23 protein-coding genes and 1 pseudogene are annotated in these 23686 nt (G+C 59.1%); 11 read left to right on the plus strand and 13 right to left on the minus strand.

Annotation, left to right across the window (positions count from 1 at the left end):
- Nucleotides 1-145: 145 nt before the first annotated feature.
- From WDN46_21965 to WDN46_21975, 3 genes are all read right to left on the minus strand, one after another.
- Nucleotides 146-826 (minus strand): LptA/OstA family protein, encoded by a 681-nt coding sequence (locus WDN46_21965; GenBank protein MEJ0095976.1) that lies wholly within the window; start codon nt 824-826, stop codon nt 146-148.
- Nucleotides 826-1596: an LPS export ABC transporter periplasmic protein LptC gene (lptC, locus tag WDN46_21970; protein ID MEJ0095977.1), complete on the minus strand. Its 771-nt coding sequence runs from the start codon at nt 1594-1596 to the stop codon at nt 826-828. The genes WDN46_21965 and lptC overlap by 1 nt, the downstream gene beginning before the upstream one ends.
- 109 nt (nt 1597-1705) lie before the next feature.
- Nucleotides 1706-2320: a ribonuclease D gene (locus tag WDN46_21975; protein MEJ0095978.1), complete on the minus strand. Its 615-nt coding sequence runs from the start codon at nt 2318-2320 to the stop codon at nt 1706-1708.
- A 236-nt stretch (nt 2321-2556) separates the two neighbouring features.
- On the opposite strand from WDN46_21975, the gene WDN46_21980 reads away from it, so the two are divergent.
- From WDN46_21980 to WDN46_21990, 3 genes and pseudogenes are all read left to right on the plus strand, one after another.
- Complete coding sequence (locus WDN46_21980; protein ID MEJ0095979.1) at nt 2557-2973, plus strand: DUF1236 domain-containing protein; 417 nt, start codon at nt 2557-2559, stop codon at nt 2971-2973.
- Between the two features lie 172 nt (nt 2974-3145).
- Nucleotides 3146-3602 (plus strand): annotated as a pseudogene (mscL, locus tag WDN46_21985) (large conductance mechanosensitive channel protein MscL).
- 160 nt (nt 3603-3762) lie between these two features.
- The gene (locus WDN46_21990; GenBank protein MEJ0095980.1) at nt 3763-4176 is read left to right on the plus strand and encodes an EVE domain-containing protein; all 414 of its coding nucleotides are present in this window, start codon (nt 3763-3765) and stop codon (nt 4174-4176) included.
- 68 nt (nt 4177-4244) lie between these two features.
- On the opposite strand, the gene ahcY is transcribed toward WDN46_21990, so the two are convergent.
- Both ahcY and WDN46_22000 read right to left on the minus strand, forming a co-directional pair.
- On the minus strand, nt 4245-5651 hold the full coding sequence (gene ahcY / locus WDN46_21995; protein ID MEJ0095981.1) for an adenosylhomocysteinase: 1407 nt from the start codon (nt 5649-5651) through the stop codon (nt 4245-4247).
- Nucleotides 5652-5731: 80 nt separating this feature from the next.
- The gene (locus WDN46_22000; protein MEJ0095982.1) at nt 5732-7066 is read right to left on the minus strand and encodes a glycosyltransferase; all 1335 of its coding nucleotides are present in this window, start codon (nt 7064-7066) and stop codon (nt 5732-5734) included.
- A gap of 132 nt (nt 7067-7198) precedes the next feature.
- Between WDN46_22000 and WDN46_22005 the strand changes: the two genes are divergently transcribed.
- The 3 genes from WDN46_22005 to WDN46_22015 all read left to right on the plus strand — a co-directional run bounded on the left by WDN46_22005 (nt 7199) and on the right by WDN46_22015 (nt 10308).
- Nucleotides 7199-7969 carry a sulfotransferase domain-containing protein gene (locus WDN46_22005; GenBank protein ID MEJ0095983.1) on the plus strand — a complete coding sequence of 257 codons (771 nt, stop codon included), beginning with the start codon at nt 7199-7201 and terminating at the stop codon, nt 7967-7969.
- Nucleotides 7970-8230: 261 nt separating this feature from the next.
- Complete coding sequence (locus WDN46_22010; protein ID MEJ0095984.1) at nt 8231-9163, plus strand: hypothetical protein; 933 nt, start codon at nt 8231-8233, stop codon at nt 9161-9163.
- Complete coding sequence (locus tag WDN46_22015) at nt 9163-10308, plus strand: LptF/LptG family permease (protein ID MEJ0095985.1); 1146 nt, start codon at nt 9163-9165, stop codon at nt 10306-10308. Before WDN46_22010 ends, WDN46_22015 begins: the two co-directional genes overlap by 1 nt.
- A gap of 10 nt (nt 10309-10318) precedes the next feature.
- Here WDN46_22015 and WDN46_22020 read toward each other — a convergent pair whose 3' ends face one another.
- The 3 genes from WDN46_22020 to WDN46_22030 form a co-directional block, all read right to left on the minus strand.
- Nucleotides 10319-10531 (minus strand): hypothetical protein, encoded by a 213-nt coding sequence (locus tag WDN46_22020; GenBank protein MEJ0095986.1) that lies wholly within the window; start codon nt 10529-10531, stop codon nt 10319-10321.
- 27 nt (nt 10532-10558) lie between these two features.
- Nucleotides 10559-11316, minus strand: a protein-coding gene (locus WDN46_22025; protein ID MEJ0095987.1) for an IS5 family transposase whose coding sequence is annotated in 2 segments (ribosomal slippage) — nt 10559-10977 and nt 10977-11316 — 759 coding nt in all. Because the reading frame shifts where the segments join, the coding sequence is not laid out codon by codon here.
- A gap of 40 nt (nt 11317-11356) precedes the next feature.
- Entirely contained in the window at nt 11357-12073 is a 717-nt protein-coding gene (locus WDN46_22030) for an SDR family NAD(P)-dependent oxidoreductase (GenBank protein ID MEJ0095988.1), read from the minus strand.
- 130 nt (nt 12074-12203) lie between these two features.
- Here WDN46_22030 and WDN46_22035 point away from each other — a divergent pair, with 130 nt between their 5' ends.
- Nucleotides 12204-12809: a helix-turn-helix domain-containing protein gene (locus WDN46_22035; GenBank protein ID MEJ0095989.1), complete on the plus strand. Its 606-nt coding sequence runs from the start codon at nt 12204-12206 to the stop codon at nt 12807-12809.
- Between the two features lie 3 nt (nt 12810-12812).
- Here the strand turns inward: WDN46_22035 and WDN46_22040 are convergent, their stop codons facing one another.
- Entirely contained in the window at nt 12813-13577 is a 765-nt protein-coding gene (locus tag WDN46_22040) for an ABC transporter ATP-binding protein (GenBank protein MEJ0095990.1), read from the minus strand.
- Nucleotides 13567-14370 (minus strand): ABC transporter permease, encoded by an 804-nt coding sequence (locus tag WDN46_22045; GenBank protein ID MEJ0095991.1) that lies wholly within the window; start codon nt 14368-14370, stop codon nt 13567-13569. The genes WDN46_22040 and WDN46_22045 overlap by 11 nt, the downstream gene beginning before the upstream one ends.
- 238 nt (nt 14371-14608) lie before the next feature.
- Between WDN46_22045 and WDN46_22050 the strand changes: the two genes are divergently transcribed.
- On the plus strand, nt 14609-14803 hold the full coding sequence (locus WDN46_22050) for a CsbD family protein (GenBank protein MEJ0095992.1): 195 nt from the start codon (nt 14609-14611) through the stop codon (nt 14801-14803).
- 68 nt (nt 14804-14871) lie between these two features.
- Here WDN46_22050 and WDN46_22055 read toward each other — a convergent pair whose 3' ends face one another.
- Nucleotides 14872-15558: a heme-binding protein gene (locus tag WDN46_22055; protein MEJ0095993.1), complete on the minus strand. Its 687-nt coding sequence runs from the start codon at nt 15556-15558 to the stop codon at nt 14872-14874.
- Between the two features lie 512 nt (nt 15559-16070).
- Between WDN46_22055 and WDN46_22060 the strand changes: the two genes are divergently transcribed.
- From WDN46_22060 to WDN46_22070, 3 genes are all read left to right on the plus strand, one after another.
- Nucleotides 16071-16880 carry a dienelactone hydrolase family protein gene (locus WDN46_22060; GenBank protein MEJ0095994.1) on the plus strand — a complete coding sequence of 270 codons (810 nt, stop codon included), beginning with the start codon at nt 16071-16073 and terminating at the stop codon, nt 16878-16880.
- A gap of 449 nt (nt 16881-17329) precedes the next feature.
- Nucleotides 17330-18523 carry an efflux RND transporter periplasmic adaptor subunit gene (locus WDN46_22065; protein ID MEJ0095995.1) on the plus strand — a complete coding sequence of 398 codons (1194 nt, stop codon included), beginning with the start codon at nt 17330-17332 and terminating at the stop codon, nt 18521-18523.
- A gap of 2 nt (nt 18524-18525) precedes the next feature.
- A complete protein-coding gene (locus WDN46_22070) occupies nt 18526-21651 on the plus strand; it encodes an efflux RND transporter permease subunit (GenBank protein MEJ0095996.1) in 3126 nt (1041 codons plus the stop codon).
- Here WDN46_22070 and WDN46_22075 read toward each other — a convergent pair.
- A complete protein-coding gene (locus WDN46_22075) occupies nt 21637-22863 on the minus strand; it encodes an MFS transporter (GenBank protein MEJ0095997.1) in 1227 nt (408 codons plus the stop codon). The genes WDN46_22070 and WDN46_22075 overlap by 15 nt on opposite strands.
- Before the next feature lie 134 nt (nt 22864-22997).
- Entirely contained in the window at nt 22998-23615 is a 618-nt protein-coding gene (locus WDN46_22080; GenBank protein MEJ0095998.1) for an XRE family transcriptional regulator, read from the minus strand.
- Between the last annotated feature and the right edge of the window lie 71 nt (nt 23616-23686).

Genomic DNA, 23686 nt, shown 5'->3' on the forward strand with positions numbered 1-23686 from the left:
CTGGCATGAGATCAGACCGATCCATCGCTTTCAGCAAACACGATGAAAGAGCTAGGCTTTTGCCACACAAGCAAGTCGAGGTCTAAAACTTTTTCGCACGGTGGAGCCTCCGACCGCACAAGCTTAAGCCATTGACTGCCGATCGTCACTGCGTTTTCGCCGGCTTCCTCCCTTTGGCGTCGTCCGATCCCCCGTTCGGAGCGCTGCTATTGGGAAGGAACATGCTTCTAACTCGGCCCGTGACCGCCGCCTGGCTGGTGGTCAGATCGTAGATCAGTTTATCGCCTTTTGTGACATTCGGCCCCTGCGTCAATGTCACATTGCCAATCAAATAGACCTTATTTTCGGATTTTTCATAATATCCGTTATCGCCGGTTCCAATTTGATCCTTGGACGTGACGGTAACGGGACCGGTGGCTTCCATGCGGCGCACCTGGCTCGAGTTCGAGGGGACGCCGCCAGGCGCGTCGGCATCTTTCGGCGTCAGGAAAATGACCAATACCGTCGCCTTGAGCTTGCTCTCGCCCTGCGTCGCAATGACATTGCCGGTATAGATCATCTTCTGTTCTTTATCGTAATAATCGAGCTTGCTGGCCTCGATATTGACTGGCTCTTTGGAATTGCCGCCCGGCAGGACGGCCCCCGTTGCAGGCGTTTTCTGGGGAGCGGGAGCGCTTGCCGATGGGGCGGCGGGGCTCGACGGAGCCGTCTTCTGCGCCAGGGCAGGCGAATAACCCGCCGACGTCAGCCCAACGCCCAGCAAAGTTAGAGCTAGACAGGCGAACGCCGGAGCCTGCGCGAATGGAGCCCGCAGCGACAAAACCATTACTCCGCGATCACCGGCGCGCTCGATGTTTCCTTCTCGCTCTCGGCGGTCTCGATAATGGATTTGACAGCGCCCTCGAATGAAATTTTGTCGCCATTGTCGCTGATGTTCATCTGATTCGCGGCGACAGTGCCATTCTTCAGAATAACGTTTACCGGATCCTCGGTTACAAGGTCCCCGGTCTTGAAGTTCAAGCGCGCCGTTTTCATGAAAATATCATAACCGACTTCGTTTTTGATCCGCGCGGCGCCGTCGAGGGCTAATTTGTCATGGAGACTGTCATAAACGCCGTGGGTCGAGGTCAGCTGAAGCGTGGAGGCGTCCGCCATGCCGATTTTTGCGTCAATGTCGAGCAGCTCAACAATATCGGGCGTCGTGGTGTCCTGAATGCCGGACCGCGCCTTGACTTCATAAGGGCGACCGTTGTTCTGAAAACCGACGATATTCGGCGAATCCACCATAATCCTTGTGCCGTCGACGTGAACTTCTCCGATCGAAATATTGCGCGGCAGACGCCGGAAAGGATCGAACGCGGCGACGATCCCGACCACGGCGACTGCGATCACGCAGCCAATGACGATCGCGCGGCGCAGAAATCGGACGCGGGCCGAATGCCGGCCAGCCGCTTTGAACGCGCCGCGCCAAGGCGATCGCCCGGCTCCCAGCAGATCATCAAGGGCGCCCCCCGATCCCTCAGGCGTCGCATCAGGCCCAGCGCCCCCGATCGGGGTCCCGGCCGACCAATCCGCATTGCCTGAGACTTCGGTCATTCGGAGGGCTTCGTTTCTAAATTAAAGAGACCGGCCTAGTTCACAGCCGCAGCGATCCTATTCAACAGCAAGCAAGCAAGGCGAAGTCAAGGCGAGGTTAACGCCGGCGCTATTGGTGCGAGAAAATGTCCACGTCGGCCCAGCCCAGCAAATCGAGGCGGGCGCGGGCGGGAAGAAACCCAAAGCAGGCCTGCGCCACCTCAAATCGCCCCTCTCGCTTCAGCATGGCGTCGAGCCGGACGCGCAGCGCGTGCAGATGCAGGACGTCGGAGGCGGCGTAGGCAAGCTGCGCCTCGGAAAGGGTGGCGGCGCCCCAATCCGAGGATTGCTGCTGCTTCGAGATTTCGACGTTCAAAAGTTCGCGAACAAGATCTTTCAAGCCGTGCCGATCGGTGTAGGTCCTCGCCAGCTTGGAGGCGATTTTGGTGCAGTAAATCGGCTCCGCCATCACGCCGAAGGCGTTAAATAAAACCGCTATATCGAAGCGGGCGAAATGGAACAGTTTGGTGACATTTCGATCGGCGAGCAGCCGCTCGATGTTGGGGGCCCGCTGCTGCCCCGGCGCAATCTGCACGATATCGGCCGAACCGTCTCCTCGCGACAGTTGCACCACGCAGAGCCGGTCGCGATGCGGCAAGAGGCCGAGGGTTTCGGTGTCGATCGCGACGCTATCGCCGAAATCGGCGTTGTCGGGGAGATCGCCTGCATGCAGCCGGATGGTCATCGCGCGGGGCCTATTGGCTGCTTCGCGGGAAATCCACGAAAAGATCGGAGATATTTCATCTGGCGCGCCTAGCATTCATCGGCGGCTTAGGCAAGGGCGCTGGTCTGCCAAAGTGGCCTCCCCGGCCGCACTTCAGGCTGCAAAAATCCGCGTTTCGACTGGAAACGCGCAAGGGAACTTCCCCCAAAGTAGCGGCGTTAGGTCGCCATCGCTCAACAGCAGACGGAGACATGACGATGCAAAAGAAATTTGGAATCGCCGTGGTGGCGGCCTTGCTCGCTGCGCCTTTTTCGGTTCACGCCCAGGGCATCGTGGGCGGCGCGCAAAATGGCGCGGATGAAGGCAGCGCGGTAGCAGGCCCGGTCGGCGGCGTTGTGGGCGGGGTAGTCGGCGGCGTCGCCGGAGGCGTTGGAGCCGTGCTGGGCGGCGACGATAGCCGTCGCTTTAACGATTTCGCGCTCCGCGAGCATCGCTCGTCCTACCGCTATGACGAGCAGTTGCGTCCCGGCGCTCGTCTACCGCTAAGCGGGATCACCTATTATGAGGTCCCCCGTGAATATGGCGTTGACCCGCACCTGCGCTACACCATCGTGAACGACCACGCTGTGTTGGTAGATCCCCTGACCCGCCGGATCGTGCAGGTCATCGATTAAATCCGCCGCTCATTTGGATCTTGGCGGAAAGTTTCAGGCCAGGGCGTTTCCGCATCAACGTGGAGACGCCCTTTTTTCGCCCTCGCAACGCCAGCTCCAGCGGCGGCTGGCGCATAATGCGATCTGTCATAGTGAATCCGCCGCTCGACCAAGGCGCAAAAGGGGGATCATTATGTGGGAGGAGTTCAAAAAATTCGCGTTGCGGGGCAACGTGGTCGATTTAGCCATCGGCGTGATCATCGGCGCGGCTTTCGGCCGAATTGTCGAATCCATCGTCGGCGATATTTTCATGCCCTTGATCGGAGCCGTGACGGGCGGCCTTGATTTCTCGACATTACGCCCCGCTGTCTGGCGCGGTCCAGAAAGGGCTTGCCTATGCCGATGCAAAAAAGCAGGGCGCCGTTCTCGGCTGGGGCAATTTCATTACCGTGGCGATCAATTTCATCATTATCGCGATCGTGCTCTTCTTCGTCGTGCGAAGTCTGAACAAATTGAAGCTGCGCAGCGAAGCAGCCGCCGAGCCCCCCGCCGACGTTAAGATCCTTACGGAAATTCGAGACCTTCTGGCGGCTCGGTCGCAATCGCCCGGCGGCGGCGATGCGCGCGCGACCGGCGGGAGAGAGGCATAAATAACGGGCTGTCCATATGATATGGCTTGGTTGGTTGATCGGTCGCGAAGTTGCAAGGTCTGCGTCGCCCCGGTAGGACCGGCGTGAGAACAGACTCTCGGCGAGCGAGGCGTTTGGGGCGGTCGCATTACCGTTGCAGCTATTTTGGGGGATGAAAGCTATGGCCCATTTTCTGATCAAAAGTGAGCCGGACGCGTGGTCCTGGACCGACCAAGTCGCGGCGGGCAAAAAGGGCACATTCTGGAATGGCGTCCGAAATCATCAAGCCAAGCAGAATCTGATGGCGATGAAGGTCGGCGAAGAGGCTTTTTTCTATCACTCGAACGAAGGCAAGGAGATCGTCGGCATCGTCGAGATCATAAAGCCTTATTATCCCGATCCGAGCGATCCGACCGGCAAATTCGGCATGGTCGACGTGCGCGCCGTCAAGCCTCTGAAGCGCCCCATCACCTTGGAGGCGATCAAAGCCGACCCACGCCTCAAAGACATGGTGCTCGTCAATAATTCGCGGCTATCGGTGCAGCCGGTGAGCGATGCGGAATGGAAAATTATTTGCGCGGAAGGCGGGGTTTAAAGTGAGCGGCCGCGCATTCAGACATTGAGGATGCGCTCGCTCGCAACCAGCGAGCGAGCGCAAAACCATCAATACCGATAATGATCCGGCTTGAACGGCCCGCTCTGCGGCAGGTTAAGGTAAGTCGCCTGCGCCGGGGTGAGCTTGCTCAGTTTGACGCCTATCTTGGCGAGATGGAGCATCGCGACTTTTTCGTCGAGATGCTTTGGCAGCGTATAAACCTTGCGCTCATACTTGCCCTGCTTGGTCCAAAGCTCGATCTGCGCCAAGGTCTGATTGGTGAACGAGGCCGACATCACGAAGGAGGGATGGCCCGTCGCATTGCCGAGATTGACGAGGCGCCCCTCAGACAAAAGAATGATTCTCTTGCCGTCGGGAAACTCGATCTCGTCAACCTGCGGCTTCACATTGTGCCATTTGAAATTGCGCAAGCCAGCGACCTGAATTTCAGAGTCGAAATGGCCTATGTTGCAGACGATGGCGCGGTCTTTCATCACGCGCATATGATCAACGGTGATGACGTCGACATTGCCGGTGCAGGTCACGAAAATATCGGCGCGCTTGGCCGCGTCTTCCATGGTCGTGACTTCATAGCCTTCCATCGCCGCCTGCAAGGCGCAGATCGGATCGACCTCCGACACCAGCACGCGGGCCCCGGCGTTGCGCAGGGACGCGGCCGAACCTTTGCCGACATCGCCAAAACCCGCGACCATCGCGACCTTGCCGGACATCATCACATCGGTGCCGCGGCGAATGCCGTCGACCAGCGATTCGCGGCAGCCGTAGAGATTGTCGAACTTCGACTTGGTGACGGAGTCGTTGACGTTGATCGCCGGCCAAAGCAGCTTGCCGTCGCGCTCCATCAAATAGAGCCGGTGCACGCCCGTGGTCGTCTCTTCGCTGACGCCTTTGATGGCGTTGCCGTATTTCGTGTAGATGCCGGGATGCGAGACGAGGCGTCGCTTGATCGCGGCGAAAAACACCTCTTCCTCTTCATTGCCGGGCATATCGAGAAACGCCGCGTCGCCCGCTTCGGCGCGCATGCCAAGATGCACCAGCATAGTGGCGTCGCCGCCATCATCGAGGATGAGGTTCGGCGCGCCGCCGTCGCCCCATTCGAAGATTTTGTGGGTATATTCCCAATAATCGTAAAGGCTCTCTCCCTTGCGGGCGAAGACCGGGATGCCGGCGGCGGCGATGGCTGCGGCGGCGTGATCCTGGGTCGAATAAATATTGCACGAGGCCCAACGGATGTCGGCTCCAAGCGCCTTCAAGGTCTCGATCAACACCGCCGTCTGGATCGTCATATGCAGCGATCCGGCGATCCGCGCGCCTTTCAGCGGCTGGCTCGGCCCAAATTCGGCGCGAGTCGCCATCAAGCCCGGCATTTCGGTTTCGGCGATCGCAAGCTCCTTGCGGCCCCAGGCGGCGAGCCCGATATCAGTGATGGCGTAGTCGTTGAACGATTGGGTCATGGCCTCTTGGCGCTCCGAATTGAGATTGCGGCTCTATAACAGGCCAGCGCGGCAAACGCAATAAAGATATAAGCAAGTCTTTATATGGACTGCCGCGGCTTCGCAACCGAGGCGGCCAACTCCGCAAGCGCCGCGCGATAGGCGTCAAAAGCGAAGAATTTCTCATAAATCCGCCGCGTATCGGCGTTTTGACGATCGACCGGCGGCAAACGCCGGACAGCGTCCGCTCGACGCAAGGCGGCGGCGAAGCTCGGCGCGTCCGCAGCGAGCGCGACATTTTTCAACTGCGCCGGATCAAGGCCAAGGCCCCGAAAAGCGTGCTGCGTGGCGATCAAAGGCGCGCCGCTCGACATCGCCTCAATAGTCTTGATCGAAATGCCGTGCCCTTGCGTCGTCGGCAACAGGATGGCGGCGGCTTTAGCGTAGGCGGCGTCAAGATCCGCGATCCGGCCTTGGAACAGCCGGGCGTGCTGCTTCAGCAGCGAGGGATTGCGAGCGCGAAATTCGCCGTCGATATTGCCGATGATCTTGACCTCGACGCCGGGAGCCAATGGCAGCACCTCCTCAAGAAACCAGACGATTCCCAGATAATTCGCGTAATTGGCGCTGGCGACGATGATGATGTCGGATCCGCCAGGGCCAGTCGCGACGGGCGCGACGGCCGGATAGGTCAGTTCATGACGCTTGCCGGGCAGAAGGAGTTTGAAACTCACCTCTTCTTCGTCATTGAGATGCAGCAGCACGTCCGCCTGCCGCAGGGCGGCGAGTTCGATCTCCAGCATGTCCTCGAAGCGCGCCGTCGGCGGCAAGCTCCAGCCCGCCTCATTGCGCAACGCATATTGGCGCGCTTGCAGATCATGCGTGTCGAGCAGGACCGGACAGCCGTGCCTATCGCGCAGACGCATCGCGGCAGGCATGCAAAAGAAGTGATTGCAATGGATGAGATCAATTTGCGGCGTCGAGGCGAGTCCGGCTGGAATTGGCGCAAACTTGGCGCTCTCGACCAGAATGGCGGCAAAATCCCCATGCAGCCATCGCCACGCCGACCGCAGAAAATCGGGATTTAAAACTGAAAACAACGGCATGCCCGAATAAAAGCGCGCCTCGGCTTCAAGGTCTTGCGTCGCCGCAGCGTAGGTTTTATGGGCGCGCGAGTTTTCCGTCGCTCCCGGGGCGTCGGCGATAGCCAGAGTTAAGACCCTTGCGCCGAGGCTGCGATAGGCCCGCGCCTGCGACACGAAAACTTGATGACTGCCGCATGAATGCCAAGCCGGGTGCACCAGAAGAACGGTTTCGCCATTGAGCGGCGAGCCGATAAAACTCTGGCTTATGCTGGATGCTCGCGTCGTTCGACTGGTCGCGGCGTTGTCTAGGTGCTCTTGATCCATCTTGCCCATAAGTATACGCGAAAGCATAGTAACAGCGTCGATAACGCAAGTGTTTGAGCTAAACGAGGCGCCGACTCGGCGCCAGTCCTTAAGACCGGCCAACCGGGGGGCAGCTGGGTTATGTCGCGTTTTGGAAGAATCGGCGCATCCTGGCGTGGAATGCGGCAGAAAGCGATTTTTGACGGTTGGAGCCCTATAAGTCAATTTCAGGCGGAAGACATCTTCATCGTCAGTTACCCAAAATCGGGCGCGACTTGGTTTCAAAATCTGATCGCCGGCGTCGTTTACGGAGTGAATACAAAGTTCAGCCCCCCTGCGCTGACGCATGAACTCACTCCAGACGTTCATTACAATGCATATTATCGGCGCTATGCGACGACAATGTTGTTCAAGTCGCATGCGCTTCCATGCCCGGATTATCGCCGCGTGGTTTATCTATTGCGCGATGGCCGCGACGTCATGGTTTCCTATCACCGTTATCGCGAGGCGATCGATAAGACGAAAATAGACTTTCTCAAATTTGTCAGTCCTGAGACCGATTTGTTTCCCTGCCATTGGGGCGAGCATGCCGATGCGTGGGCCAAGAACCCCCATGCGGCGCGCATTCTGCTGATCAAATATGAAGACCTTGTCCACGAACCAGTGAAGCAGCTGGAACGCTTCTGCCTCTTTGCCGGGATCGTTAGGGATGCGGAGCATTTGCTCGCTGTGGCGGAAACCAACTCATTCCGCAATCTGCGCGAGAAAGAGGCTCAAATGGGCTTCGGCCGCGCTGACCACGCTATCGGAGGGCCGTTTTTCTTCCGCCGCGGCGTGGTCGGAAGTCACAAGGACGAAATGCCGCCGGAGGTCGCGAAAGTTTTTCTTAGTCACGCAGGCGAAACTCTGCGACGCTGCGGCTATCTCAACTGTGTTGAGCGCGTAAAGTGATAATTGCACCGAAGCCGGGCGCTGTTTCGACGCCCGAGCGAGTTGTCTTCGCGCGGCGAATTTTACAGAGCGTCATTGTTGCGCTATGGGAGCCGCAAGGCGGGATTAATAACGCAGGACGCTCCCGATCAAGCCCGCCGCCGCGAGAATAAACCGAGCCGCCGCCATTCTCTCCTGCGCCGAGACCGCCCTTCGCCCGGCTGCGCGGATCTTCATTGAACCGCTCACGTCTGTTTAATCCGAGAACGACCAAATCAGCCGATGTCCGAACTGAATCATATGACTGGCATGACGCCAAATCCGCCTGCGGTCGCCGACGCTTCCGAAGTCTTGAAGATTTCAGAAGCGTCCAAGGTCCCTCAAACCTCCAAGACATACGGCGTCGCCGTGGTCGCCAATGACCGCATTTCCGACTGGCTGCTGCCATTTCTGGAGAGTTACCGCGCGACCAATGAGCAAACGCCGCTCTATCTTATTCCATATGACGACAATCTCGCTTTGACGCGGCGCGCGGCTGAGATTTACGGCGTTCACCTCGTCACCGAAGATTCGCGCGAACTCGACGCCTTGGCCAGCAAGCTCTATCCTTTGTTCCCGGGCCATCGCCTCCGCTTGCGCAAATTTCTCTCCCTCGCGCTGCCGCTCGATGAAGTTCTCTATATTGATGTCGACACGATTCTTTTTCGCGATGTTCGCGAGGTTTTCGGCAAGCTTAAGCCCGGCAGCGTTGATTTCATCATGGCTTCGACAAGCGAGGAATATGTTTACAACAAAAAGCGCGCGAAATACGATTTTCTGCGCGATGTAAGACTGTTCAACGACGGCTTCTTTCTCACTTCGAACAAGATCCTGTCGCTGCAGGATTTCTTCGATGTGATCGCGCAGGATGAAGCGATTTTCCATGACGTGCGCAAACATGGCATGCTGTTCGCCCAGCCCTTGAGCAATTTCGTGACGCATCGGCGCGGTTTGAAGATCGCCTCCCTCACCGAATGCGTCGCGGGCGGCTCGGATGAAAGCTTCTATAAAGCCAAGGATGTCAGTTTCGATGCCGACGGCAAGCCGCTCGATGGCGCGGGCAATCGCATTTTCTTCGCGCATTGGGCCGGCGCCGTGTCGCTGCCCGGCCGCCGCGTTTTCGACAAAGCCTGGCACGAATATGCGAAACAGGCTCAAGCGCGCATGAAAACCTGATGCCTCGGCTGCTTAACTTTTATCTCGCCAAACGGATGGCGCTGACCGCTCTGCTGATCGAGACGACGCTATGCGTCCCTCTCGTTATGACCTCCCTGTTGCACGACCTTCCCCCTGCCGCCCTGCGCGGCGGACTTCTCATCCCCGCCCTGCTTGGGACCTTGCCGACTGTGCTCTACATAGCCTTGCCGATGGCGGTCGGCGTCGCCATCGCGCTCGAATTCGCCCGCATGTCGTCGGAGGGCATGATCGCAGTGCTCTATTCTCTGCGCCTTTCGGTCTGGTCGATCTGCGTTCCGGCGCTTCTCGTCGCGACGCTCGCTGTCGGAGCGGGCTATTGGCTTTCGTGCTATTTCGCGCCGTCCTATGTCGGCCAGATGCATGACGTGCTCTATGTGATCCGCAATTCGCTCAATCATCGCATGCTGGAGCCGGCGCATTTCTACACCTTCGAGAAAGGCGCGCGAAGCATGTACTTTCAGCGCTGGCAGTCCGCCGATGTCGTGTCGGGCATGTTCATCCACCAGTTCTCGACCGACAAGAACGAAGAAGAAGTCATCAACGCCAATGAAGCGGAGTTCCGCCGCGACCAGCAAGGCGTCGTCATTATTTTAAACCACGGCTCGATCGAGACGCTCCCGGAAGGAGGCTCCTCCATGCGCAGCGCGAATTTCGATCAATATGTCATCCCGGTCGATATGCAGGGCAACGGCGCGTTGCCTAAGCGCGATTGGCGCGGCGTCTTCGAATTGCCGATGGGCGAGTTTTTCGCGGGACGCCCGGCCAACGTCGATGGCCCCGCCCGCTTCGCGGAATGGGTGAGCGAGGGAACCAAACGCTTCGCGATCCCTTTACTGGCGCTCGCGCATACGCTGCTGGCGATCGGCCTCGTTTTGACTGTGTCGGCGGCGACTGGCCGAGGCTCGGCGGCGACGACATCGACCATCCTCATCATCCCGCTGACCCATGTCGGCATCCTCGTCTGCGCGGAAACGCTGGTGCGTCAGGATCCCCGCCTCGTGATTGTTGTCGGCCTTGCGATTCTTACGGAGTTCATTGTCGCCCTTTTCCTGATCCAGCGGCAGTACGCCAGATTTCCCAGGATCAAGACGACAGCCGGACACGCCGCCGCGCTGGCCGGCTAGATTCTTTGGCCTAAAGCTTCGCCACGATGCGCTCGGATTCATCCCACAGCCGCGCCGCCAAGGCGGGATCGTGCGAAATAGGGCTCGATTTAGCGATGTTGCAATCGGCGAAATATTCGCCGCTGACGGCATCGAGAGAGGGATGAGTTGCAACATAACATTGCGTCGCTGTCCCCTGCGGAATCGTCTTCAGGAGAAGAGGGCTGAGGATTGCTCCGACCAATTGCAGCGGCGCGCTTAGGGTCCAGACTCACAACCAGTAGCTGACGGTAACGGCGATGCAGACTGTCGCGAGGAAGTTTATGGCGTTTCGGTCGTAGCGCGTAGCCACGCGCCTGAAGTCTTTCAGGCGGCAGAACATGCGTTCGATGGCGTTGCGGTTTCGATAGAGGAAGGGCGAGAAGCAGTTCTTCCACCTGCGATTGGCCTTGGGCGGGATATTCGGCATAGCTCCGCGCTCCTCGACCTGCCGACGGATCGCATTTGCGTCGTAGCCCTTGTCGCCATGGAGGATTTCGCAAGGAGGAAGTCGCGCGATAAGCTCCGCGCCCGCCGAGCAATCGGCGATTTGGCCGCCGGTGAGCATGAAAGACAGCGGGCGGCAGTCCGCATCGGTCAATGCGTGGATTTTGGTTGTGCGCCCGCCGCGCGAACGGCCGATGGCCTGATTCTTCTCCCCCCTTTGCCGCCACTGGCCGAGCGATGCGCCTTGACCGCCGAGGAGTCGATGAGGACCTGCGCCGGCGGCCCGCCTGCTTGCGCAAGCGCGTGGAACAGATCGATCCAAACGCCCTTAGCAGCCCAGCGAACGTAGCGATTGTAGAGAGTCTTCTTTGGCCCGTACTCCAGCGGCGCGTCAATCCAGCGTCCGCCAGATTTCAGCACATGAATGATCCCGCTGATCACCCGGCGATCATCGACGCGCGCCTTGCCGCGCGTGTCCGTGGGAAGATGCGGCGCGATCTTCGCGAACTGCGCGTCCGTCAGCCAGAATTGATCCCGATTCATAGTCGCTTCCTTTCGGAAGCTGTGAATCACAACCCGCCTCTCACGCCAACCATTTTATGGGTCTGGGCCCTAGATTGCGGCCGAGATTGGTCATGATGCCGCCCGGATGCAGCGCGTTGGCGGTCTTGCCGGTCCCGGCGAGGCGCTTGGCCAGTTGTTTGGCGAACAGTAGATTGGCCAGCTTGGATTGGCCGTAGGCGCGCCAGGGTCCGTAGCCGCGCTGCCCGGAGAGATTGTCGAATTCGATGCCGACTTTTGGGGCGAACTGGTGCCCTGAACTCGAGAGCATGACGACCCCTTTATCTGCGAGGTGGTCAATAAGGCCAGTGACTAGAATGAAATGACCGATGTGATTGGTGAAGAACTGCAGCTCATAGCCATGGGCCTGCTCAAGCTTCGACAAGGCCATGATGCCGGCATTGCAGATGATGGCGTCGAGCTTCGCGCCGCTTGCCTTCACCGTCGCAACGCATGCCCGCACAGAGGCGGGGTCGGAGAGATGGCACGCGACCGGAACGATGTCTCCTCCCATCGCGCCGCAAGCGGCGCGCGCTTTTTCGACCGTACGCGCCGCGGCGATGATGCGGGCGCCTCGCTTGGAAAGAACGCGGACGGTCTCCAGCCCAAGACCCGAGTTGGCCCCGGTCACCAGAATCGTGCGGCCGGTGAGATCAAGCCCCGCCGTCACCTGCTCCGCAGTGGGCCCATATTCAAAACCGCTCGGGCCTTTGCCTTTCAACAACGCTGGAAGCGACATGGTGAAATCCTTCTCGATTTGAGTTAGGCGTTATCGGTTTCATCTAATGTAATGCCGGGCGCAAACTTGACAGAATATACATTTATTGTCAATTTTGATTAAAGAAGTCTGACTGACTAGGAGAGCCGCTTTGGAGGACGCCAGACCTGGGGACGATGCGCGCCGCCACGCCCTGCTCGACGCCGCGCTAGGGGTGTTCGCACGTTATGGATTTCGCAAAACGTCGATGGAGGAAGTGGCGCGGGCAGCGCAGATCTCGCGGCAGGGCCTCTATCTGCACTACGCCACCAAGGAGGCGTTGCTTCGGGCCGTAGTCCTCAACGTCCTCGAAGGCGGATTGCGGAGCGCCCGATCAGCTCTTGGCGATGCGACGCAGCCGCTCGATTTGAGGCTCGTTCGCGCATTTGACCAATGGTATGGCCGGCATATTGGGATGATCGGCGCGGACGCCACGGATCTGATCGAGGCCAGCAAAACTCTGCTCGGCCCCATCGTCTGCGACTATGAAGCTCAGTTCGCGAAAGCGATCGCCGCCGCAATCGCGGAGTCTCGTCTGGCCAGCGCCTACGGCCTCCAAAATCTTACGGCGGAGCAGTTAGCGCGAACGCTGCATGCGACAGCGAACGGGCTGAAGTATGCGAGCGCCACGCGCGAGGCTTTCATTCATGATTTTAACGTCGCCGCAAGGCTGTTGTGCGCGCCTTTATTGAGGGGTGAGGCGGCTGACCGCCCTTGAGGCTCAAAGCGTCGCCGCTTGAGCAGCCAAGGCCTTGCCCTCTATCGCCGTGCGATAATCCGCAATCACCTCTTTTGGCGCTCCAAATTCGCGCACTGCTCCGTCCTCGATCCAGATGACGCGGTCGCAGATGGTCGCCAGAGCCTCGAGATCATGCGAGACGACGAGAATTGTGCCTTTCTTCGCAAAATCTTGAATGAAAGCATCGCATTTGGCGCCAAACTCGGCGTCCCCGACAGAGAGCGCTTCGTCGACGATCAGAATATCGGCGTCGGCATGGGCGCAGACCGCAAAAGCCAGCCGCGCGGCCATGCCGGTCGAATACATTTTCAGCGGCTGATAGAAAAATTCGCCGATCTCCGCGAAGGCGGCGATGGAATCGAGACGCTGTTCGATGACCGACCGGCGCATGCCGAGAATTGCGCCGCCGATCAGCGCGTTTTCACGGCCCGTCAACTCATGATCGAAGCCTGATCCAAGCGCGAGGATCGGCGCCACCCGCCCAACGACGTTGACGCTGCCTTGCGTCGGGCGGGAAATGCCGCAGATGATCTGGAGTAGAGTTGTCTTGCCGGCGCCGTTGCGGCCAATGATGCCGACGCGCTCGCCGCGTTTGATCTTAAAGGTGACGTCCCGCAGCACCCAATGCTTGTGGTAGAATTGTTTCCAATGACCGAAAATCGCCTGCTTGAGCTGGTCATTCCGGCGCAGATAGAGCTGGAACGCCTTCCCGACATTATCGCAACTGATGACAAGATCAGATGACATCGACGAACACGGCCTTGTATTGCATGAAAAAACGATAGGCGAAGTAGAAAACCAGCAGCGAACCGGCGACCGTCGCGCAATACAGCAGCGCGTTCGGCAGCCGGTCGAACAAGAGAACGTCGCGAATCATTTCAACATAGTTGCCGATCGGATTGAAATGCACATAAAGACGCAGGTGCGGCGGCACGTCGTCGATGGAATAGAAGATCGGCGTCGCAAACATGAATACCGGCACAATCGAGATCATGAGATGGGCGACATCTCGCGTGAATGATCCAAGCGCCATCAAAAACCAGGACACGCCGAGCAGAAACAGGAAGAAGGGAAAGACGACAAAAGGCAAGAGCAAAGCCGTCGGCGGCAGCCAGCGGCTCACCGCCAGCTTGAAAACAATCAGGACCGCCAGGCTGATCAAGGCATAGACCGAGGCGCGGATCGACGCCGTCCAGGCCAAGGTTTCGCTCGGAAAGATCGATTTTTTGATTACGGCCGCCTGTTCGTGGAGCATCCCCGGCGAGCGATAGGCGAGTTCGCTGAAAAGATTGAACACGATCAATCCGGTGAAGATCGACAAAGCGTAGCCGCCGACCCCGACGCCGCGGGCGGAAGGCGGAAGGCCAACCGCGTTTGAGAAGATCACGGTATAGGCCGAGAGCATCAAGAGCGGGCCGAAGATGGCCCAAAGCCAGCCAAGAATCGACCCGCGAAACCGCACCGCCAATTCGCGCCGCACCACTGCCCTGATCAATTCGCGATAATGCCAGGCGTTTTCAAAAGGCGTCAGCACGTTCATTCGGCGGAACCGGTCTCGACATGGTTGGGTCTTTGATGCGCGGCGATGTAGACCAGTTTGAGGCGCGTCAGTCAACGCAGGCCTTCCAAGGCGACTTCAGGCCCCGAAACGGCGGAATGATCGCGCGGGCTCATGGCTCAACCTTGGCGATCTGATTGAATCTCCCCGGATTTCGCCGGGAACCTAGGCGCCGGTTCGACGTTCCGCTCGCGACACCAACACGGAACGGGAGTCCACAATGGTCGACAAAGAGCATATCAAAGGCGCCGCCGATAAAATCAAAGGATCTGTGAAGGAAGCGGCCGGTCACGTCACGGGCAACAAGAAGCTGGAAGCCGAAGGCAAGGCCGATAAGGCGGAGGGAGCCATCCGCCAGTCAGTTGGCGATGTGAAGGACGCGGGCCGCAAGGTCGCAGACAGCGTCAAGCGCTAAACTCAAGATCATGCGCTTCAATTGAAGCGAAGCGGCGCGTTTCGATGGAAGCGCGCCGCTCTTTTGTTTTATGGCGTTATGTCGCTTGGGAAACAATGCGGTTGCTGGAAGCCGGTCGGAGGCGTGCCCGTGGCCGCATAAATTATATTATCGGTGTTTCCGGGAGCGACGCCGGCGGGAATTTTATCAAATCCTGCGTTCCTGCGCATCCGATAGGCGATTGCATGGTCCGCACAGGAGCTATCGCCGCTGACTCCAAGTCCGCCGATGACCTTGCCGCCCACGTAGAGCGCCACCCCTCCGCCGAAGGTGATAATGCCGCCCGGGACCTTGGGCGTTTGCCCATTGCTCCAATTGTTGCCGTTGTCGGCGGTCTGATAACTGGGCGAGAACGAATTTTGCGCGAGAAAATCCGGATTGAACGGGTTTGAGTTATTGAGGCCGTAAAGCGAGCCGCCCGGCTGGGTAGGGCCGTATAAATTTGCAGTCGAGAGCGCCAGTTTGTCGTTGCTGAAGCTATTCGCCGTGCTGGCTTTGGCGATGGCGATCGCGCGGCTGCCCGGCCAGGCGTCGCCGATGCTAATGACCGAACAAATCTGCCCCCTGCGATCGACGATCGCCGACCACATCAAATTTGGCTTGAATATGCCGCCGTTCGCATCAGGCAATGCAACGACGATGGCGAGCTGCTTTTGAATTTTAGAAACTGTCGCATCGGGAATATCGCAAGGCAGCGATCCTTGATCGAACGCCATAGCCGGCGTCGCAAGCAGAGCTAAGCCAATAAGCGAAAAGCATTTTTTCATGGCTACCCCCCTCTGTCAGATTCTGATGGATGAACATTCCTCTGTGAAAAATCATCGGGCGTTAGCACGGCGTCGGGTGGCGAGAAGACGCGCCCCCTTCGCAAGCCTCGTCCCACCTGCAACGTAGCATCGCGGGGCATGCATAGCATTATGTAAAAATTATGGACGACGCCTCTAATGCATGCGGGAAGGCCAATCGAGGCTTGCGTTTCGACCTCTGCATCTGCATGGCGGCGCGCGGCCCAGCCGCATAGGCTGGCGCCTTCGGGCCGTCTTTACGGCACGCTTGAGATAGTCTTATTTTTGCCTGGAGCGTGCAGCGCTCTGCAGGGTCGCGAAATTTCGTGTACAGGGTGGCCGCCACGCAGATAGATGCAAAGGAAATTTCGATGCCCGCCAAAATACTGATGTCCGATGTCATAGGACTGACCACGCCGCCGCCCCTCTCGCGCCGCGTTATGATGGCGACCTCGGCCGCCGCGGCGGCGGGATATACGCTCGCCGCCGGTCCTGTGTTCGCCGACGCCATCAAGACCGATGCCGAGGGCCTCACCGTCGGCGACGCCAAGGTGAAGGTGAGCGACGGCGAGATGCCGATCTATTTCGCCAAACCCAAGGGCGTCGCCAACCCGCCGGTCATTCTCGTCGCGATCGAGGTCTTCGGGCTGCATGAATACATCAAGGACGTGACCCGGCGGCTCGCCAAGCTCGGCGCCTTCGCGGTCGCCCCGGATTATTACTTCCGCAAAGGCGACCTGACCCAAATCCCGGATATCCAGCAATTGATGCCCTTGGTGAACGCCAAGCCGGATACGGAGTTGTTTTCGGATCTCGATGCGACGGCCGCTTGGGCCAAATCGCAGGGCGGCGACCTCAACCGTCTCGGCATCGTGGGCTTTTGCCGGGGCGGACGCACGGTTTGGCTTTATTCAACGCATAATCCGAACCTCAAGGCGGCGGTCGCTTTCTACGGCACCCTGATGGATCCGGCGAGCGCGGCGATGCCGAAGAATGCTTTCGAACTGGCCGAAGAGGTTAAGTCGCCGGTGCTCGGGCTTTACGGCGCGGACGATCAGGGCATTCCCCCGGCTCAGGTCAAGCAAATGGAGGAAAGGCTGAAAGCCGCGGGCAAAACCGTTGAATTCAAGATCTATCCTAACGCCGGGCACGGCTTTTTCGCGGACCATCGCCAGTCTTATCAACCTGAGGCGGCGAAAGACGCTTGGAACAGGATGCAAGCCTGGTTCAAGACCTATGGCGTCCTGACCTGACGGACTGCCTTGATCTTTGCAATCTGGTCTTCGCAAAACGCAAGATTTCTGCGAGGCGCTCCGCGATTGCGGGGCGCCTGAAAGCTTTGTCTTTGTGCGCCTGCCTTGAAAAATGAGGCCAATGCGGGCTATAATTATTGCGTTCTGTTGAGCGCCGCATTTCTCGTAAAATTTTGATTTCCGGGAAATCGTTCGCATAAGCGCAAGGCCCGCGTCGCTGTATTGGCAACGCGTCGATTGATGAGTTTACCGCCAACGCTTCTCGCAGTTTCGCCAAGGACTCAAGGCTTCGATCGACGACAGAAAGGCGCCGGAAAGGCGCCTCGGGTAGCGCTTCTATCCCCATTTCGTGGACTGTCCTTTTTTTTCAAATGCATTTAACTGTCGCAGACTTTTTAGCGGCGAGACGCCGCAAGCTTTTTTAAAATCGGCCTTTGCAATGCGGTGATTTGTTTCAACTCGAGCTGGATCTGGTCGACACATTGAAGCGCGCCATAATTTTAATCGCCGTCTTCCTGGTTCTGGTCGGGCTCAGCGGCGGTCTCGGCTTTTTTCAGTTCGTCATCAAGCCGCAGATGATCAAGCAATTCATCGCTCAGGCCGCGCCGCCGCCCGCCACCGTGGCGGTCGCCGAAGCCTCCGCCGATATCTGGGAGCCAAAGTTGCCGGCCATCGGCAGCTTCCGGGCATTCGAGGGCATAGATGTCGCGCCTCAGATCGGCGGGGCGCTAGTTGCGGTCAATGTCGCGTCCGGCCAGGACGTTGAAAAGGGCCAGCCTTTGTTCGAGGTCGACAATTTTGTCGAGCAAGCCGATCTCAAAAGTAATCTGGCGACCTTGAAGAACGCCGATTTTGTGCTTGAGCGGCAGCGCCAATTGACGGTGACCGGCAATACCGCGAAATCCAGTTTCGATGCGGCGGAGGCCGCGCGCGATTCCGCCGCCGCCGCCGTCGAGCGGGTGCGCGCGATCATCACGGAGAAGAAGATCGCCGCGCCCTTTGCCGGCCGCGTCGGCATTCGCAAAATGGACCTCGGCCAATATGTTTCGCCGGGAACGAGCCTCATCACTTTGCAGCAATTGGATCCGATTTACGTCGATTTTCCCGCGCCGGAAAAATGGCTGGATGTCCTGAAACCCGGCCAGACTATAGAGGTGCAGGTTGACGCCTATCCCGGCAAGGTTTTTCGCGGCGTGATCGCCACCATCGACGCGCGGATCTCGCCTGACAGCCGCAACATTCTGGTGCGCGGCCAATTCGACAACAAGAATAAGCAATTATTGCCCGGCATGTTCGCCAATGTGAACGTCATCGCGGGCAATCCTGCCGAGGTGGTGACCCTTCCCCGCACGGCGATCAATTATTCGCTCTATGGCGATAATGTTTTTGTGGTGGTCCCGGCCGCGTCCGCTGGCGAGGGCGAGGCGCAGGCGGCCCCCGCAGGCGGCGATGCGCCGTTAAAGGTGGAGCGCCGCTTTGTGCGCGTCGGCGACACGCGCGACGATCGGGTTGCAATTCTCGAAGGCTTGAAAGCAGGTGAAAAGGTAGTCAGCGAAGGCCAGGTCAAGCTGCAACCGGACGCGCGCGTGCGCATCGATCCGACTGCGAAGCTAACGCCGCCCGCCGTTCGGCCGAAGGAATAAAAATGTCATTCACTGATATTTTTATTCGTCGACCAGTTCTCGCCAGCGTCGTCAGCCTGATGATTCTGCTTGTCGGCCTGCAATCCGCATTCAAGCTGCAGGTCCGTCAATATCCTGAGCTCTCCTCGACCACGATCACCATTATGACATCCTATCCTGGCGCCAATGCGGATGTGGTCAAAGGTTTCATCACGACGCCGATCGCGCAGGCCGTCGCAAGCGCCGAAGGCATCGATACGCTGGTTTCGGACTCGCAGCAGAACGCCTCGACGATCACCCTCAATCTTCTCTTGAACGCCAATCCCGATCGGGCGGTGGCCGATGTTCTCTCGAAGGTAAATCAGGTCAAATATCTGCTTCCTCGCGACGCGCTGGACCCTATTGTCGTGAAGCAGACCGGCGATGCGACCGCCCTGCTCTATATGTCGTTCAATTCGAAAATCATGACGGCCTCGCAGATCACCGATTATCTGACCAGGGTCGTTCAGCCCAAGCTTCAGACCATCGATGGCGTCGCCAATGCGCAGATCCTTGGCGGCCAGACATTCGCGATGCGGGTTTGGCTCGATCCGAACAAGATGGCGGCGCAAGGCGTGACGCCCAATGACGTCAGAGTGGCTCTGGCGGCAAATAATTTCACTGCGGCGGCGGGCCAGATCAAAGGCGACTTCGTTCAAACCTCAATCGACGCTCAGACCTCGCTCAACTCGGCCAAGGCCTTCGGCCAATTGGTCGTCTCCGCGCGAGGCGACGCTTTAACGCGCCTCGGGGCCATAGCCGATATCGAACTTGGACCCGAGTCGGTTGACTCCTCCTCCGCTTTCGATGGTCTCAAAGCCGTCTTCATCGGCATTTATCCGACGCCAACCGCCAACCCGCTAAGCGTGATCAATGACGTCCGCGCAGCGTTTCCGGAGCTGCGGGCGCAGCTCCCTGTCGGCCTTGAGGCCTCAATCGCCTATGACGCGACCGAGTTCATCCGCGCCTCGATCCGCGAGGTCGAGAAGACGCTGGCGGAAGCGGCGATCGTCGTCGTTATCGTGATCTTTCTGTTCCTCGGCAATTTCCGCTCAACGATCATCCCGATCGTCACCATCCCGCTGTCTCTCGTCGGCGTGATGATCGTTCTTCTGGCGTTAGGCTATTCGCTGAACCTTCTAACCTTGCTCGCGCTCGTGCTCGCGATCGGCCTCGTCGTCGACGACGCCATCGTCGTCGTCGAAAACATCTACCGCCATATGGAGGACGGGATGCCGGCGCGAGGCGCCGCATTGCAAGGCGCACGCGAAATTACTGGCCCGGTCATTTCGATGACGATCACGCTCGCCGCGGTTTATGCGCCGATCGGTTTCGTTTCCGGACTGACGGGGGCGCTGTTTCGCGAATTTGCCTTCGCTCTCGCCGGCGCGGTTGTGGTGTCGGGCGTTATCGCCCTCACCTTGTCGCCGATGATGTGTTCGCTGCTTTTGAAGCCGCCTTCGCCGACGCCGCGCGGCTTTCCGGCTTTCCTCGACAGGATGTTCGGCGGATTGCGTCGCGTCTACCAGAGCCGGTTGCATAAAACCCTGAATTTTCGCGCCCTGACGGTGTTGATCCTGATTGGGGTCCTTGCGCTCACCGCCGTGATGTTCATGTCGACGCCGAAGGAGCTGGCCCCGGAAGAAGATCAAGGCGCGATCTTCGCTCTTATCAAATCGCCGCAATACGCCAACCTGGACTATATGGAGAAGGCCACCGGGCAAGTGCAGCTTGCGGCCGATCAGATCCCCGAGAAAGATCATGTCTTCCTCATCAATGGCTCAGCCGGCGTGCATCAGGGATTTGGCGGCATAATCTTGAAGCCGTGGGGCGACCGACAACGCAATCAGAAACAGATCATCACCGAGCTGCAGCCAAAGCTCTCGGCGGTCACCGGCGCCCAAATCATCGCTTTCTCGCCGCCGTCGCTGCCCGGCTCGACGGGCGGTCCGCCTGTCCAGTTCGTGATCCGCAGCATCGGCGACTACAAGCAGATCGCCGACGTCATGGCGAAGCTGGAGGCTGCCGCGCGCGAAAGCGGCTTGTTCATCTTCACCGACAGCGATCTCAAATTCGATTTGCCGCAGATCGAATACAAAATCGACGCCGACAAGGCGAACCGCCTTGGCGTCAGCATGCAGGAAATCGGCTCCTCGCTCGCCACCCTGCTCGGCGGCAATTTCATCAACCAGTTCAATCTGGACGGGCGCAGCTATCATGTCATCGCGCAGGCGCCGCGCGATTTCAGGCTGACGCCCGATTGGCTGACCCGCTACCAGCTGCGCACCGCCACCGGCGAATTGGTGTCGCTGGCCACTGTCGCCAGCATCTCGAACAGCGTGCAGCCGAATGGTTTGCCGACCTTCCAGCAATTGAATTCGGCGACGCTGCAGGCCGTGCCTTTCCCCGGCCATACGCTCGGAGAGGCGATCGGATTTCTGCAACGGAAAGCGAATGAGATTCTGCCCTCCGGCTATACCATCGACTATCAGGGCGAGAGCCGGCAATTCGTTCAGGAAGGCAATACGCTGCTGCTGACCTTCGTCTTCGCCCTTATCGTCATTTTCCTGGTGCTTGCGGCGCAGTTCGAAAGCTTCCGCGATCCGTTGATCATTCTGATCGCATTGCCGACCTCGATGTTCGGCGCGCTGTTGCCTTTGAACATTCTCGGGGTCGTCGGCGCGGCGAGCATGAACATCTATTCGCAGATCGGCCTCGTCACCCTCATCGGCCTCATCTCCAAGCACGGCATCATGATGGTGGAATTCGCCAACCGAATGCAGAAGGGCGAAGGCATGACCCGTCGCGAAGCCATCGAACACGCCGCCGGCGTCCGGCTGCGTCCCATTCTGATGACAACGGCGGCCATGGTCGTCGGCATGATCCCGTTGATCCTTGCGGAGGGAGCCGGGGCGCGCAGCCGTTTTGCGATCGGCGTCGTCATCGCGTCGGGGATGAGCATCGGCACGATTTTCACGCTCTTCGTCACGCCCGCGATGTATACGCTGATCGCGCGGGACCATAATAAAGCCAATGAAAAGGACAAGCTGCGAAAGCTCAGGTTTCTGCCCCCGCCGGGTCTTGCCGCCGATCGCTCAGCCGCCGAATGAGGAGCTTGGCAGGCGCCGTTTGAGGGCGCCCGCAGCCAAGGCAAGCAGCAGGCCCGCCCCGGCGAGGCCAGCCATGGCGAGATAGGCCCTTTCGCCGAATTGGCCGGTCAATTTGCCGCTGACGAATGTCGCTGCGGCGAGGCTCAAAGACGAAGCGGCGGCGAGCCAGCCTTGCATCCGCGCCCGATGCGTCGGCAGGGCGAGGCCGCCGAGCAGCAGCACACCGCCATATGTAGTCGCGCCGAAGCTCAAGCCATGCATCGTTTGCAGCGCAAGGACGCTAAAAGCGCCCGGATCGAAACTCATGGCGATCCACCGCAGCGCAGCCCCCGCCGCGCCGATAACGAGAAAGGCGATCGCATTTTTGTCCGTCCGGAAGAACCGCCCCACGACCACGAAAACCACGCTTTCCGACACAACCCCAAGCGCCCATGCGATGCTGATCAGATCGGGCGGGAAGCCTGCCTTCCGCCAATTGATGGTTGCGAAGGAATAGACCTCGGCATGGCTCGACTGAATCAGCGCCGCCGCGCAAATGCCAACGATGGCGAGCCGCAGCCGGGCTGGATCGGCGGTCAATCCGCTCCCTTTGAGCTTATGATGAATCTCGGTCCCGCCCATTTTAGCGGCGGTCAGAACAGCGACGCACAAGGATGGGACCGCCGCGATAGCGAGCGCGAAAATGATGCGATCGCCAGAGAATATTTCAACGATGCGTCCGGACAGAAGCATCATCGCCAGGACGCCAATCGAAGTCCAAACCCTGATGTGGCCGTAGGCGATGCGGCGCGAGCCGGCCAATTCGGCGCGGCGCGCCTCATTCAGAGTCAGCGCGTCGGCGAGCGACGGCATCGAGCCCATGGCCAGCGCAACGACAAGCGCGCCAGCGAAAATCGGCGCAAAACCATTGACGAGAGCGAGGCTGCAATAGCCGGCGAGCAGCATCGCCGCGCAAATCGCCAGAATGAGGCCAATCCCGCGTTTGTCCGCCATAGCGGCAATGAGCGGCGTCGTGACGACTCGCAAAACCAGCGGAGTCGCGAGGGTCGCGGCGATCTGAGCGTCCGTTAGCCCCCGCGCCGCGAGCCACACCGAGAAATAAGGCAAGTGAAGTCCGAGAGGCAGAAATAAAAGCGCGGCGAGCATCGATAAATGCAAGGCGGTCGGGTCGCGCGCCTCATCGCCGATCCATCGGGGTCTCGCCAGGGCCACGCTCCACTCCGCCTCGCGCCGAAAAACCGCTGGCAGAAACCGATATACGCCAACAAGACAGCCTATGGCTCGAATAGCCGTAAAAGCAACGCCGCCGCTTGTTCAGCTGCAAATATGCGGCAAGCGGCGAGGCCTCACTCCATCGCCGCCGCCTTGAGAATGCAAACCATCATGGCGCTCGCCGGCGCTTCCGATACGTTGCGGATGATATGCGGACGATCGCAGCGGTAGCGCAAGGTCTCGCCGGCCTTCGCGCGATCGATCGCGCCGCAGACTTCGACCTCGAGTTCGCCCTCGCTGATCGAAAGGCTCTCGACCGAGCCGCGCTGATGCGCTTCCGATTCGAGCACGCCGCCAGGCTGGGCGGCAAACTCATACCATTGCAGCCATTCAACCGTCTTTATCCAGCCGACAATGGCGAGGCGACACTTGCCATCGTCCGAAACGAGGATCGGGGTATCGCCGCGCGAGGATTTTTCCAGAAACGGCTCATCGTCGGCGGCCTGCAGCACCCGCTCGATCGAGACGTCAAGCGCCTGCGAAAGACGCCAAATCGTCGCGAGCGTGGGATTAGTCTCATTGCGCTCGATCTGACTGATGATCGATTTGGCGACGCCCGATTGTTCCGATAGTTCGGACAGCGATAAATTATAGCCCTTGCGCAAGCGCTGCACCGTCTTGCCAAGCTGGCCCGACAGCGCGAGCGCGCCGGCCTCCAGAACCTTGACCTTGTCTCGTCCTTCGACACCCATCTACGATGATCCTGCTAAAAGCGATTCTGCGTGTGGGAAAACTAGCCGATTTCGTTTGGAATATCGAACGA

Source organism: Methylocella sp., assembly GCA_037200525.1.
GTDB lineage: Bacteria > Pseudomonadota > Alphaproteobacteria > Rhizobiales > Beijerinckiaceae > Methylocapsa.

Excerpts from the sequence above, each read along its gene's own strand:
- WDN46_21965 (MEJ0095976.1), bottom strand. The coding sequence starts at position 826 with ATGGTTTTGTCGCTGCGGGCTCCATTCGCGCAGGCTCCGGCGTTCGCC.
- lptC (MEJ0095977.1), bottom strand. The coding sequence starts at position 1,596 with ATGACCGAAGTCTCAGGCAATGCGGATTGGTCGGCCGGGACCCCGATC.
- WDN46_21975 (MEJ0095978.1), bottom strand. The coding sequence starts at position 2,320 with ATGACCATCCGGCTGCATGCAGGCGATCTCCCCGACAACGCCGATTTC.
- WDN46_21980 (MEJ0095979.1), top strand. The coding sequence starts at position 2,557 with ATGCAAAAGAAATTTGGAATCGCCGTGGTGGCGGCCTTGCTCGCTGCG.
- WDN46_21990 (MEJ0095980.1), top strand. The coding sequence starts at position 3,763 with ATGGCCCATTTTCTGATCAAAAGTGAGCCGGACGCGTGGTCCTGGACC.
- ahcY (MEJ0095981.1), bottom strand. The coding sequence starts at position 5,651 with ATGACCCAATCGTTCAACGACTACGCCATCACTGATATCGGGCTCGCC.
- WDN46_22000 (MEJ0095982.1), bottom strand. The coding sequence starts at position 7,066 with ATGCTTTCGCGTATACTTATGGGCAAGATGGATCAAGAGCACCTAGAC.
- WDN46_22005 (MEJ0095983.1), top strand. The coding sequence starts at position 7,199 with ATGCGGCAGAAAGCGATTTTTGACGGTTGGAGCCCTATAAGTCAATTT.
- WDN46_22010 (MEJ0095984.1), top strand. The coding sequence starts at position 8,231 with ATGTCCGAACTGAATCATATGACTGGCATGACGCCAAATCCGCCTGCG.
- WDN46_22015 (MEJ0095985.1), top strand. The coding sequence starts at position 9,163 with ATGCCTCGGCTGCTTAACTTTTATCTCGCCAAACGGATGGCGCTGACC.
- WDN46_22030 (MEJ0095988.1), bottom strand. The coding sequence starts at position 12,073 with ATGTCGCTTCCAGCGTTGTTGAAAGGCAAAGGCCCGAGCGGTTTTGAA.
- WDN46_22040 (MEJ0095990.1), bottom strand. The coding sequence starts at position 13,577 with ATGTCATCTGATCTTGTCATCAGTTGCGATAATGTCGGGAAGGCGTTC.
- WDN46_22045 (MEJ0095991.1), bottom strand. The coding sequence starts at position 14,370 with ATGAACGTGCTGACGCCTTTTGAAAACGCCTGGCATTATCGCGAATTG.
- WDN46_22050 (MEJ0095992.1), top strand. The coding sequence starts at position 14,609 with ATGGTCGACAAAGAGCATATCAAAGGCGCCGCCGATAAAATCAAAGGA.
- WDN46_22055 (MEJ0095993.1), bottom strand. The coding sequence starts at position 15,558 with ATGGCGTTCGATCAAGGATCGCTGCCTTGCGATATTCCCGATGCGACA.
- WDN46_22060 (MEJ0095994.1), top strand. The coding sequence starts at position 16,071 with ATGGCGACCTCGGCCGCCGCGGCGGCGGGATATACGCTCGCCGCCGGT.
- WDN46_22070 (MEJ0095996.1), top strand. The coding sequence starts at position 18,526 with ATGTCATTCACTGATATTTTTATTCGTCGACCAGTTCTCGCCAGCGTC.
- WDN46_22080 (MEJ0095998.1), bottom strand. The coding sequence starts at position 23,615 with ATGGGTGTCGAAGGACGAGACAAGGTCAAGGTTCTGGAGGCCGGCGCG.